The organism is Streptomyces sp. NPDC086554, assembly GCF_040686095.1.
Lineage (GTDB): Bacteria > Actinomycetota > Actinomycetes > Streptomycetales > Streptomycetaceae > Streptomyces.
The window spans coordinates 106,697-119,326 of record NZ_JBFBJK010000029.1; the positions used below are offsets into that span (position 1 = coordinate 106,697).

Sequence of the window (12,630 nt, forward strand, 5' to 3'; positions counted from 1 at the left end):
GTCCAGTGGATGAGACACCCACCCTAGTCCTTCTACCGACGCTTTCAACATACCCAGCGGCCCAGAACTGCGAAATCCGTGACGTTCGAACCTCCAAACAACGAATTTCATCGATCTGGCCTTGCGGAACTGTCGAGTCCTGTGCACCATGGGGTCGTGGCCAGTCGCAGCGCAGATTCCAGCAGTTCCCGACACGGGAACGCTTCGTCGTCCATCGACGCCGTCTCCCTGGCGATCATCGAACAGCTTCAGGAGGACGGACGCCGTCCGTACGCCGCCATCGGCAAGGCCGTGGGCCTGTCCGAAGCGGCCGTGCGGCAGCGCGTCCAGAAGCTGCTCGACCAGGGCGTGATGCAGATCGTCGCCGTCACGGACCCGCTCACCGTGGGATTCCGACGGCAGGCGATGGTCGGCATCAATGTCGAGGGCGATCTGGATCCTGTCGCTGAGGCACTGACGGCCATGGCCGAGTGTGAGTACGTGGTGATGACCGCGGGCTCCTTCGACCTGATGGTGGAGGTCGTCTGCGAGGACGACGACCACCTTCTCGAAGTGATCAACAAGCGCATCCGCGCCCTCCCCGGCGTGCGCTCCACCGAGAGCTTCGTCTACCTGAAGCTCAAGAAGCAGACCTATATGTGGGGAACCCGATAGCCGTGAGCAAGGACCTCAGCCAGACCGCGTACGACCACCTGTGGATGCACTTCACCCGCATGTCGTCGTACGAGAACGCGCCCGTTCCCACCATCGTGCGTGGCGAGGGCACCTACATCTTCGACGACAAGGGCAAGAAGTACCTCGACGGCCTCTCCGGCCTGTTCGTGGTCAACGCCGGCCACGGTCGTCACGAGCTCGCCGAGACCGCGTACAAGCAGGCTCAGGAGCTGGCCTTCTTCCCGGTGTGGAGCTACGCCCACCCGAAGGCCGTCGAGCTCGCCGAGCGCCTCGCGGACTACGCTCCGGGCGACCTGAACAAGGTCTTCTTCACCACCGGTGGCGGCGAGGCCGTCGAGACCGCGTGGAAGCTGGCGAAGCAGTACCACAAGCTCACCGGCAACCACACGAAGTACAAGGTCATCTCCCGCGCGGTCGCCTACCACGGCACCCCGCAGGGCGCCCTGTCCATCACCGGTCTGCCCGCCCTCAAGGCCCCCTTCGAGCCGCTCGTCCCAGGCGCGCACAAGGTGCCGAACACGAACATCTACCGCGCTCCGATCCACGGCGACGACCCCGAGGCCTTCGGCCGCTGGGCCGCCGACCAGATCGAGCAGGAGATCCTCTTCGAGGGCCCCGAGACCGTCGCGGCCGTGTTCCTGGAGCCGGTGCAGAACGCCGGTGGCTGCTTCCCGCCGCCGCCCGGCTACTTCCAGCGGGTCCGCGAGATCTGCGACAAGTACGACGTACTGCTGGTGTCGGACGAGGTCATCTGCGCCTTCGGCCGTCTCGGCACGATGTTCGCCTGTGACAAGTTCGGCTACGTCCCGGACATGATCACCTGCGCCAAGGGCATGACCTCGGGCTACTCCCCGATCGGTGCCTGCATCATCTCGGACAAGATCGCCGAGCCGTTCTACAAGGGCGACAACACCTTCCTGCACGGCTACACCTTCGGCGGTCACCCGGTCTCGGCCGCGGTCGGCCTCGCCAACCTCGACATCTTCGAGCGCGAGGGTCTCAACCAGCACGTCCTCGACAACGAGGGCGCGTTCCACAAGACCCTGCAGAAGCTGCACGACCTGCCGATCGTCGGCGACGTCCGCGGCAACGGCTTCTTCTACGGCATCGAGCTGGTGAAGGACAAGGCCACCAAGGAGACGTTCAACGACGAGGAGACCGAGCGCGTCCTGTACGGCTTCCTCTCCAAGGCGCTCTACGACAACGGCCTGTACTGCCGCGCCGACGACCGTGGCGACCCGGTCGTCCAGCTGGCCCCGCCGCTGATCTCCAACCAGGACACCTTCGACGAGATCGAGGGCATCCTGCGGCAGGTCCTCACGGAGGCCTGGACGAAGCTGTAATCCGTACAGAGCTGTAATCCGTACAGACGGATCAACACCGGCCCCGGGGGCGCCCGTTCGAGTGAGAACGGGCGCCCCCGGGCCGCGTCGTTTCCAGGCAGCGCGGCCTGGATCCCTAGCGTGCCCAGTGACCGATCGGCCCCGCCTTCGTTCCCCCGTACGGGGGAGGCAAACTGATCTGAACCGAGGTGTACGTGATGGTGGCCCCGCCGGACAACGACGTGCTCTGGGCCCGCGCCCTGCACGTCACACACAACGGCTCCCCCGCGCTCACCGGCGTATCGATCGGTGTCCGCGAGGGCGAGATCCTCGCCGTCAGCGGCCCGCGCGGCAGCGGCAAGACCACCCTCCTGCGCTGTCTCTCCGGCCAGCTGCTTCCCGAGCAGGGTGAGGTCTGGTTCAACAGCACTCCGGTGCACACGATGGGCCCCGTGGTCCGCGAGCGCCTGCGCCGCGACCGCTTCGGCTGGATCGACCCGGAGCCGCACCTGGTGCCCGAGCTCACCGCCTGGGAGAACGTCGCGCTGCCGCTGATGCTGCGCGGCACACCGAACCGCGGCGCACGGACTGTCGCCCAGGAGTGGATGGAGCGCCTCGACATCGGCGACTGCACCCGCAAGCGTCCGCACGCGCTGCTCCAGGCCCAGCGCCAGCGCGTCGTCATCGCCCGCGCCCTGGTCACCATGCCGTCGGTGATCTTCGCCGACGAGCCGACCGCTCCGCTGCACCGCGCCGACCGCGCCCATGTCCTGCGCACGCTGACGACCGCGGCCCGCTCGCACAGCATCACCGTCGTCCTCGCCACGCACGACACGGAGGTCGCGGCACTCGCCGACCGGAAGGTCTCGCTGCTCGACGGGCGGCGCGTGAACACGGTGCATCTGCCCGGGGCGGCGGGTGATTCCGGGCTGGCTGGGGACGCCGCTAGGGCGGGGGCCGGTGTGGGTGTGGGTGTGGGTGCCGGATCGGGTGCCAGTGCTGGGGCCGGTGCCGGTTCGGGAGCCAGTGCAGGTGCCGGTGGCATCACCGGTGCCGGATCGGGTGCCAGCGCCGGTCCGGGTGCCCGTGCAGGGGCCGGTGCCATCACCGGTGCCGGATCGGGTGCCAGTTCGGGAGCCAGTGCTGGGGCCGGTGGCATCACCGGTGCCGGATCGGGTGCCGGTTCGGGTGTCAGTGCCGGTGCCAGCGGCAGCGCCGGTTCGGGTGCCCGTGCAGGGGCCGGTGCCGGCGGCAGCGCCGGTGGCTCCGACACGGAAGGCCGGGCCGCGTGCTCGCTCTCCGTCTAGCGCGCGGCGCCCATCCCCTGGTCCAGCTGCGCCGTCTGCTCGTCGCCGCCGCTTCGGCGGGCACCGGCTTCCTGCTGCTGTGCACGCTCGGGTACGCGATGGGACATCCGGAAGCGTCGGGCGGTGCCGCCCTTCGGCTCGCCTGGTGCGTGGCGCCGATCGCCGCCACCGTGTACTTCGCCGTCACCGTCGCCCGTACCGATCCGGCGACGCGGCCGCGCTCCGGGCTCTCCGCCATGGGGCTCGGCCCGGCCAAGCTCATGGTGCTCGCCGCGATCTCCACGGCCGTCGCCTGCTCGCTCGGCTCGATGGTGGCGCTGCTGCTCTTCCTGCACCTGCGGGGCGATCTGGCGGGGCCCCCGCTCGACGGCGCGGCGGCCCAACTGCTCGCAGCCGACACGCCGTTGCCGCTCGCCGCCGCGCTGACCCTGCTCACCCTGGTGCCGCTGACCGCCTCCGTGGCCAGCGCCCTCGTGCTCCGGCCGCGCCCCGCGAAGCGCGGCGCCGAGCGGGAGCAGGACGAAGCGGAGCAGCCGGACGCCCCCGCTCCCGCGCCGAGCGGGCTGCCCTGGGGTGTCTCGCTGCTCACCGCGGGGCTCGCCGTCGAAACGTACGCGAGCCGGACCGGCGGGGACGCGGGCCTCGCCATGCCGGGCGGCCTCACCGGCGGCTCCGCGGGTGTGCTCGCCGGGTGGGGGCTCACGGCGCTCGCCCTCGCGGTCGCGGGGCCCGGCCTCACCTATCTGTGCGGACGGATCCTGCAGGCGGTACGGCCCGGCGCGATGCGACTGCTCGCGGGGCGCGCGCTCCAGGAGGAGGCCAGGCGGATCGGACGGCCGCTCGGAGTGCTGTGCGCGGTGGCGTCGGGCTGGTACGCGGCGCTCACGCTGCACTCCGGCAACCGCCCCGACATCGGCCCGCTGACCACGCTCGGCCTGCTGCTCGTCGTGGGCTGCGCGGTGCTCACCCTGGCCACAGCCGCGATCGAGGCGAGGAACGCGCGCTCGGACACGACGGCCGCGCTGCTGCAGCTGGGGGCGCCGGTGACGATGCTGCGCGGCTCGGCGGCACTGCGCGCGGGCGCCCTCGCGGCCATGCTCGGTCCCCTGACGTGGCTGGTCGCGGCGCTGGCGGCGCTGCCACTCGTCTGAGGTGGAAAACCTGAGGTGGAAAAAGGTTCGCGCTCTGCGATGAGTTCCGCGCCGAACGGACGTCTACCCCTCCGTACGGCACAGCGCACAGCACACGACGCGCACCGACCACACAGAGCTCAACGGGAGAGACACTCATGTACCAGCAGATGATCTTCGTCAACCTCGCCGTGAACGACGTCGACAGCACGAAGAAGTTCTTCACGGAGCTCGGCTACACGATCAACCCGCAGTTCACCACGGACGACTGCGCCTGCGTCGTGATCAGCGACACCATCGTCGCGATGATGCTCGGCAAGAAGCGCTACCAGGACTTCACGGACAAGCAGATCGCGGACTCGAGGAGCACCAGCGAGGCGCTGCTCTGTCTGAGCGCCGAGAGCCGCGAAAAGGTCGACGAGCTGGTCGACAAGGCCGTGGCGGCCGGCGCCACGGCGGGCCGTACGCAGGACTACGGCATGATGTACGGCCGCAGCTTCGACGACCTGGACGGCCACACGTGGGAAATCATGTGGATGGACCCGACGGCCGTCGAGGGCTGAGCACGACCGTCCGGCGGTGCCTGCTTAGCATGGGCGAATGCAGTCGACTCCCGAACCAGCATCCGCCCACGCGTCGCCGCCCGCCCAACTGCCGGGCGGTGACCGTGAGATCGAGACCCTCGCCGAGTTCGACGAGGTCGCCGCGCGGGGCTCGCTGGCCGGCTGCCGCGTCCAGGCCATAGATCTGACGGAGCGCACATCCGCGCTGCGGTCCTGCGACGCCACGGGCGCGGTGTTCCTGGGCTGCCCGATGGAGGAGGGCGCGGCCGACGCGGTGCGCTCCGCGGGGGCCTTGGTGTTCCCGCCGGTGCCGGGTCTGCCGTTCGACCCGTACCGAGGTCTTCTCTATACACCCGACGAGTTGTTCGCGGGGCTCGCCGACGGTGGGTACGACGCGACGCCGGACGCCCGCGCGTACGCCTGGTTCCAGGAGACCAAGGCGGACGGGGACATCTTCTCCTCGATGCTCCGCGCGATCCACGACGACTCGATCTCCGACGCCCTCGACGAACTGCTCGTCGGCGCACGGGTGGTGGGCGTCATGGGCGGCCACGCGATGGGCCGTGGCACGGACGCGTACGAGGGTGCCGCGCGGCTCGGCCGTTCGCTCGCCCGCGCGGGGTTCGTGGTCGCGACGGGCGGCGGTCCGGGCGCCATGGAGGCGGCGAACCTGGGCGCGTACGCGTCGGTGTTCCGCGACGAGATGCTGGACGACGCGCTCGAACTCCTCTCCAAGGCGCCGTCGTTCACGCCGTCGATCACCGACTGGGCGCGGGTGGCCTTCGACGTCCGCGAACGCTGGCCGGACGGCGGCGCGTCGGTGGGCATCCCCACCTGGTTCTACGGCCACGAGCCGCCGAACGCCTTCGCCACCCACCTGGCCAAGTACTTCGCCAACGCGACCCGGGAGGACGGCCTGCTCGCTACTACGAGTCCCGTGGCGAGCCGGCGCCGATGATCCTGGTCAACCGCACGCACTGGACGCAGACCCTCCCGGCGTGGCCCCTGCTGCAGGCGCTGGCGCAGGCCCGCTCGATGGAGCCGACGATCGCCTTGGTGGACGGGGTCGAGGAGGTCCCGGACGCACTGGCGTCCCTCCCGCCGGCCGGGGCGAGCACGACGAGCTCGTGACGCCGCGCGGCGGCCACCCGGCCTTCCAGCCCGCCCAGTGAACCTTCCAACCCGCCCGGCGAACCTTCCAGCCCGTCCGGCGACCTTCCAACCCGCCCGGCGAATCTCCCAGCCCGTCCGGCGACCTTCCAACCCGCCCGGGCGAATCTCCCAGCCCGTCCGGCGACCTTCCAACCCGCCCCGGCGAATCTCCCAGCCCGTCCGGCGACCTTCCAACACGCCCGGCGAATCTCCCAGCCCGTCCGGCGTTTGAGGACGAACTCGGCGAAGCCGGTGATGACGGCACGCAGGCCCCCGCGCCAGCGGGTTTTCGGGAAGGGGCGGGTTTGGGGAAATCAAGTCACCCGAACGAGGCCCGCTCCAACCAGAAGTCCAGCAACTCCCGCTCCCCCAACACTTCAACGGCCCCGCTGTCCAGCGACCGCCGCCGATAGAACGCAAGCAACACCTCAGTAAGCGGCCCCCGCAGAGCAACGGTCGCCTTCTCATGCCCCCGCCGCCAGCTGAACCCGTCCTCATCGAATTCAATGACCCACTCGGCATTCAGCCCGGCAGGCGCATCGGTCGCATGCAGATGAATACTGCGCCCCGCCCCCCGCAACTCGGCGGCACTGTCCTCCGGCTGGGACCGCTGCACGTACCGCACGATCTCCAGCCACTCATCGATCGCATCGGCGGCGACATCAGCCGCGACCTCATACGCAACGCCCGCGGCGATCGCCGCGTCCGCCCGGTGAATGGCCACCTCATGCGTCATACGCCGCGCCCAGAACCCGGCGTTCTGCGGCTCGGCCCAGCTCCACACCGGGGTATCGGCACGCGCACCGCCGAACGTCTTCGCAGCGAGCTCGGCGGTCTCCGCGAGCCAGGCGTCGAGGGCGGCGAGGTCGTCACCTTCCGGCCCACGAATTCCCGGGATGTCCTCCTCCGGGATGTCCCCCGTGGCCCCGGTGGCGACCAGCTGCTCGGCCCAGCGCACGGCACCGCCGATGTGGCGGGCGAGGTACCCCAGCGTCCACTCCGGGCACGTCGGCACGGTGGCCGAAAGGTCGGCTCCGGCCAGGGTGGCCCGCAACTGGCCCAGCTGTCCGGCGATTTCGGCGCAGTGGCGTTCGTAATCCAAAGTCGTCATGAGGCGCACCCTAGATCGACCGCGACGCCCCGGGCACCCGGGTTTCGCCCCCCACTCCCCCAGGACGTCTCAGCCCAGAACCACGACGTCCCCCACATCAAAGGCGACGCCCACCGTCTCCCCCACCCCAGGCGCGTCCCGCAGCGCACAGGCCGCCTCGAGCCTCGGCCCCGACCCGGGCTCCAGGTGTACGGCGACATGCGTGCCCCGGAAGGTCCGCGCCGTCACCATGCACGGCAGCCCCTCGTCGACGGGCACGAGCCGCACCCCGGCGGGCCGCACAAGGAGCCTGCACCGCCCGTCCGCCGCGTCCTCCGGCACGGGGATCTTGCCCCACACGGTGTCCGCGACGTCACCGACCACCGTCGCGTCGACGACGTTGTCGAAGCCGAGGAACCGCGCGACGAACTCGTCCGCCGGGTTCCGCCACACCTCAAGTGGCGTACCGGACTGGGCGATCCGCCCCTCCCGCATCACCACGACCCGGTCCGCGAGCGCGAACGCCTCGCCCTGGTCGTGCGTGACCGCGAGCACCGTCGTACCCAACTCGTCGAAGAGTTCCCGGAGTTCGACCACGAGCCGTTCCCGCAGCGAGCGGTCGAGCTGCCCGAGCGGCTCGTCGAGCATGAGCAGCCGGGGCCGCGGCGCGAGCGCACGCGCGAGGGCGACCCGCTGCTGCTCGCCGCCGGACAGCGAGGCGACGGCACGCCGCTGCGCACCCGGAAGACCCACAAGGTCGAGCAACTCGGCCACCCGGTTGCCCTGTTCACCCCGTGATGCCCCGCGCATCCGCAGCCCGAAGGCGACATTGCCCGCCACGTCGCGTTGCGGGAAGAGCTGATGGTCCTGGAACATCAGGCCGACGCCCCGCTTGTGCGCGGGCACCCCCCGCTGGTCCCTGCCGTCAAGGAGGACCTGCCCGCCGTCCAGCTCCTGCAGCCCCGCCACGGCCCGCAGCAGCGTCGACTTGCCGCTGCCGCTCGGCCCGAGCACGCACACGATCTCGTGCTCGGCGACCTCCAGGTCGACGCGGTCGAGCACGGCACGCGCCCCGAACCGCACCGTCGCGTCCGCCAGCGTCAGCAGACCCACACCAGCAGTCACACCCGCGGCCACACCCATCAGAACTCCCCAGTCGTGCGGTCGGTACGGAGCCGTTCGAGCAGCAGCAGCGACACCGCGCACACCACCATCAAGATCGCCGAAAGGGCCATCGCCTGACCGTAGTTGAGCTCCCCGGCCCGCCCGAGCAGCCGCGCGACGGCGACCGGAAGCGTCGGATTGTCCGGCCGCGCGATGAACACGGTCGCGCCGAACTCGCCCAGGGACACGGCGAAGGCGAACCCCGCGGCGATGAGCAGCGCCCGCCGCACCATCGGCAGGTCGACCTCACGCCACGCCCGCAGCGGCGACGCCCCGAGCACGGCCGCCGCCTCGCGCAGCCGTCCGTCCACGGCGCGCAGGACGGGAAGCATGGTGCGTACGACGAAGGGCACACCGACCAGTGCCTGCGCGAGCGGCACGAGGATCCAGGTGGAGCGCAGGTCGAGCGGCGGCTCGTCCAGCGTGATCAGGAACCCGAAGCCGACCGTCACCGCGGACACCCCGAGCGGCAGCATGAGCAGCGCGTCGAAGCCGCGCACCAGACGACCGGCCTTGCGCGTGAGCGCCGCCGCGGCGAGACCGCCGATCACCAGGGCGATGGCGGTGGCGGCGAGCGCGTACTGGAGCGAATTCCACACCGCGTCGATCGGCGGCACGAGGAAGGCACCCCCTTCCGCCGATGTCAGCTCCTTGTAGTACGTGAAGCCATAGCCGTCCGGACCGCTCAGCGACCGCTCGATCAGCACGCCGAGGGGCAGCAGGATCAGTACGGCGATGGTGAGCATGACACCGCCGAGGAGCGCCCGCTGCCCGGCGCCGCGCGGCCGCCGGGCGACCGTGGAGGCGTCTACCAGCTTCAGGGCGGTCTCCCGCCGGCGCACGGTCCACGCGTGCACGGCGAGGATCAGGCCGACCGCCATGAACTGCACGATCGTCAGGACGGCCGCCGTCGACAGGTCGAGGAGCTGGGCGGTCTGCCGGTAGATCTCGACTTCGAGCGTCGAGTACGCGGGCCCGCCGAGGATCTGTACGACGCCGAAGGAGGTGAACGTGAACAGAAAGACCATCAGCGCTGCCGCCGCGACCGCGGGACCGAGCGCGGGCAGTGTCACCGTCCGCCAGGCCTTCCAGCGCGAGGCGCCGAGCATCCGCGCGGCCTCCTCCTGGCGCGGGTCGAGCTGCGACCAGAGCCCGCCGACGGTCCGTACGACGACGGCGTAATTGAAGAAGACGTGCGCGAGCAGAATCGCCCACACGGTCGTGTCGAACCGCAGACCCCACATCTCGTCGAACAGCCCTCCGCGCCCGACGAGCGCGAGGAACGCGGTCCCGACGACGACCGTCGGCAGCACGAAAGGCACCGTGACGACGGCCCGGAGCACCTGCTTGCCCCTGAACTCGAAGCGCGCGAAGACATACGCGCCGGGGAGCGCGATCAGCAGCGTGAGCGCGGTCGACGCGAGCGCCTGCCAGGTGGTGAACCACAGCACGTGCCGCACATCGGACTGCCCGATGACCTCCGCGATCCGCCCGAACTGCCACTCCCCGCCCACCTTCAGGCCGCGCGCGACGATCGCGGCGACCGGATAGGCGAAGAAGACCGCGAAGAACGCGACGGGCACGGCCATCAGACCGAGCCGCGCCGCGCTCCCGCGCGAGAGCCCCTTACGGGATGTGCTTACTTCAGTACGAGCGAGGTCCACGACTTGACCCACTGATCACGGTTGTCGGCGATCTTCTTCGGGGCCATGGTCTCCGGCTTGTCGACCGTCACGCCGTGCTTGACGAACAGCTCGGGCAGCTCGGCGCCCTCCCGCACCGGGTTCACGAACATGTTCAGCGGCATGTCTTCCTGGAACTTGCTGCTGATCAGGAAGTCGAGCAGCGCCTTGCCGCCCTTCTCGTTCTTTGCGTTGCTGAGCAGACCCGCGTACTCGACCTGCCGGAAGCAGGTGCCGGTCGCGACGCCGGTCGGCGCCTCCTTGGGCTGCGGCTTGGCGTAGAGCACCTCGACGGGCGGCGACGAGGCGTAGGAGACGACGAGCGGCCGGTCGCCCTTGGCCTTCTTGCCGCCCGTGGAGCCGGAGAACTCCTCGCTGTAGGCCTGCTCCCAGCCGTCGACGACCTTGACGCCGTTGGCCTTGAGCTTCTTCCAGTAGCCCTGCCAGCCGTCGTCGCCGTACTGGGCGGCGGTGCCGAGCAGGAACCCGAGGCCGGGAGAGGAGGTCGAGGCGTTCTCGGTGACCAACAGGTTCTTGTAGGCGGGCTTGACCAAGTCCTCGAAGGACTTCGGCGGCGCCAGCTTCTTGTCGGCGAAGTACTTCTTGTCGTAGTTGACGCAGATGTCGCCGCTGTCGACGGGCGTCACACGGTGCTTGTCCTGATCGACGCGGAACTGCGATGCGATCCGGTCCGAGCCCTTGGCCTCGTACGACTGGAAGAGATCGTTGTCGAGCGCACGCGACAGAAGCGTGTTGTCGACCCCGAAGAAGACATCGCCCTGCGGGTTGTCCTTGGAGAGGATCGCCTTGTTCACCGCGGCGCCCGCGTCCCCGTCCTTGAGGACGGTGACCTTGTAACCGGAGCTCTTCTCGAACGCCTTCAGTACGTCCTTGGAGACGCTGAAGGAGTCATGGCTGACAAGCGTGACGCTCTTGGAGTCTGCGGCCTTGTCTCCGCTGTCCGAGCTGCCGCACGCGGAGAGCGCGACGAGCCCGATGGTCACCGCGACCGCGGTGACCGTGACCTTCTTGGTGGTGCTCACTGAATTCAATCCTCCTGGGGGTGACCAGGAAGAGACGCGGCCCTGCCCACGGACCGGAAGGGTCCGCGGGCAGGGCGCAACAGCTTGAGTGATGTCCGAACTTCCTACCCGGAATGACCCGGGCAAGGTTCAGAGGGTCTGCGGCCAACCTGTCCTTGGCTGCCGCACTCTCAGCGCTGTGGCGCTCCCCTGTCGGAATATGAAGATGTGTTCCGGCTGTGAAGTTGTGTTTCGGCCAGCCTAACGCTCGGCCGCGGCGAGCTGACCGCACGCCCCGTCGATCTCCTGGCCACGGGTGTCACGAACCGTGACGGGTACCCCATGCTTGGCGATGGCGTCCACGAAGGCCTTCTCGTCCTCCGGCCGCGACGCCGTCCACTTCGAGCCCGGCGTCGGGTTCAGCGGGATCAGGTTCACGTGCACGGGCTTGTTCTTGAGCAGCCGCCCGAGGCGGTCACCGCGCCATGCGTGGTCGTTGATGTCCCTGATCAGCGCGTACTCGATGGAGAGACGACGCCCCGACTTGGCGGCGTACTCCCATCCGGCGTCGAGCACCTCCCGCACGTTCCACCGCGTATTCACGGGTACGAGGGTGTCGCGGAGCTCGTCGTCGGGCGCGTGCAGCGAGATGGCGAGGCGGCACTTGAAGCCCTCGTCGGCGAACCGGTGGATGGCGGGCACAAGCCCGACGGTCGACACGGTGATCCCACGCTGCGAAAGCCCGACACCATCAGGCTCAGGATCCGTCAGCCTGCGGATCGCGCCGATCACCCGGTTGTAGTTGGCGAGCGGCTCACCCATCCCCATGAAGACGATGTTGCTCAGCCGCGCGGGCCCACCGGGGATCTCCCCATCCCTGAGCGCACGCATCCCGTCCACGATCTGGTGCACGATCTCGGCGGTCGACAGATTCCGGTCGAGACCGGCCTGCCCCGTCGCACAGAACGGGCAGTTCATCCCGCACCCGGCCTGCGACGAGATGCACATCGTCACCCGGTCCGGATAGCGCATGAGCACCGACTCGACGAGCGTCCCGTCGAAGAGCCGCCACAGCGTCTTACGGGTCGTGTCGTCGTCACAGCTGATGTGCCGCACCACGGACATCAGCTCGGGAAGCAGCGCCTCCTGGAGCTTCCCGCGGGCCCCGGCAGGAATGTCGGTCCACTGCTCCGGGTCGTGCGCGTACCGCGCGAAGTAGTGCTGCGAGAGCTGCTTGGCGCGAAACGGTTTCTCGCCGGCGGCGGCGACGGCTTCCTTGCGCTCGGCGGGCGTGAGGTCGGCGAGATGCCGCGGCGGCTTCTTGGCTCCGCGGGGCGCGACGAAGGTGAGTTCTCCAGGTACAGGCATGGTGAATCCAGTGTCTCAGACGGGCGGAGTGTGACCAGGTCACCGCTCGCGAGTGGTCTCCAGGCCCGATGTCAAGGAACTGCGGGCCGACACCCCGCCCCGCCACCCGAATGGATCTCTAATCTTTGCGGCGAACGGTATGCCCGGCAATCGTA

Annotated in this window: 9 protein-coding genes, 2 pseudogenes and 1 riboswitch; of the genes and pseudogenes, 6 read left to right on the plus strand and 5 right to left on the minus strand. The window is 69.6% G+C overall.

The window, feature by feature from the left end:
• Nucleotides 1–141: 141 nt before the first annotated feature.
• The 6 genes and pseudogenes from AB0O76_RS36170 (at nucleotide 142) to AB0O76_RS36195 (ending at nucleotide 6,128) form a co-directional block, all read left to right on the plus strand.
• Nucleotides 142–654, plus strand: a complete 513-nt coding sequence (locus tag AB0O76_RS36170; RefSeq protein WP_365500582.1) for an Lrp/AsnC family transcriptional regulator — start codon at nucleotides 142–144, stop codon at nucleotides 652–654.
• Nucleotides 639–2,018, plus strand: coding sequence for an aspartate aminotransferase family protein (locus AB0O76_RS36175; protein WP_365500552.1), 1,380 nt, complete (start codon nucleotides 639–641; stop codon nucleotides 2,016–2,018). Before AB0O76_RS36170 ends, AB0O76_RS36175 begins: the two co-directional genes overlap by 16 nt.
• A 197-nt stretch (nucleotides 2,019–2,215) precedes the next feature.
• A pseudogene (locus AB0O76_RS36180) lies at nucleotides 2,216–2,905 on the plus strand (ATP-binding cassette domain-containing protein); the annotation flags it as partial.
• 380 nt (nucleotides 2,906–3,285) lie between these two features.
• On the plus strand, nucleotides 3,286–4,455 hold the full coding sequence (locus AB0O76_RS36185) for a hypothetical protein (RefSeq protein WP_365500555.1): 1,170 nt from the start codon (nucleotides 3,286–3,288) through the stop codon (nucleotides 4,453–4,455).
• A 137-nt stretch (nucleotides 4,456–4,592) separates the two neighbouring features.
• A complete protein-coding gene (locus AB0O76_RS36190) occupies nucleotides 4,593–4,997 on the plus strand; it encodes a VOC family protein (protein WP_365500558.1) in 405 nt (134 codons plus the stop codon).
• A 37-nt stretch (nucleotides 4,998–5,034) separates the two neighbouring features.
• Nucleotides 5,035–6,128, plus strand: a pseudogene (locus AB0O76_RS36195) (Rossmann fold nucleotide-binding protein).
• Between the two features lie 340 nt (nucleotides 6,129–6,468).
• On the opposite strand, the gene AB0O76_RS36200 reads toward AB0O76_RS36195, so the two are convergent.
• From AB0O76_RS36200 to rlmN, 5 genes are all read right to left on the minus strand, one after another.
• Nucleotides 6,469–7,260 carry a maleylpyruvate isomerase family mycothiol-dependent enzyme gene (locus AB0O76_RS36200; protein WP_365500561.1) on the minus strand — a complete coding sequence of 264 codons (792 nt, stop codon included), beginning with the start codon at nucleotides 7,258–7,260 and terminating at the stop codon, nucleotides 6,469–6,471.
• Nucleotides 7,261–7,329: 69 nt separating this feature from the next.
• Entirely contained in the window at nucleotides 7,330–8,382 is a 1,053-nt protein-coding gene (locus AB0O76_RS36205; protein ID WP_365500564.1) for an ABC transporter ATP-binding protein, read from the minus strand.
• Nucleotides 8,382–10,067 (minus strand): iron ABC transporter permease, encoded by a 1,686-nt coding sequence (locus AB0O76_RS36210; protein ID WP_365500567.1) that lies wholly within the window; start codon nucleotides 10,065–10,067, stop codon nucleotides 8,382–8,384. Before AB0O76_RS36210 ends, AB0O76_RS36205 begins: the two co-directional genes overlap by 1 nt.
• Nucleotides 10,043–11,128 (minus strand): thiamine ABC transporter substrate-binding protein, encoded by a 1,086-nt coding sequence (locus tag AB0O76_RS36215; RefSeq protein WP_365500570.1) that lies wholly within the window; start codon nucleotides 11,126–11,128, stop codon nucleotides 10,043–10,045. The genes AB0O76_RS36210 and AB0O76_RS36215 overlap by 25 nt, the downstream gene beginning before the upstream one ends.
• Nucleotides 11,129–11,211: 83 nt before the next feature.
• Nucleotides 11,212–11,329: riboswitch (TPP riboswitch) on the minus strand.
• 39 nt (nucleotides 11,330–11,368) lie between these two features.
• The gene (gene rlmN, locus AB0O76_RS36220; RefSeq protein WP_365500573.1) at nucleotides 11,369–12,475 is read right to left on the minus strand and encodes a 23S rRNA (adenine(2503)-C(2))-methyltransferase RlmN; all 1,107 of its coding nucleotides are present in this window, start codon (nucleotides 12,473–12,475) and stop codon (nucleotides 11,369–11,371) included.
• Nucleotides 12,476–12,630 lie beyond the last annotated feature (155 nt).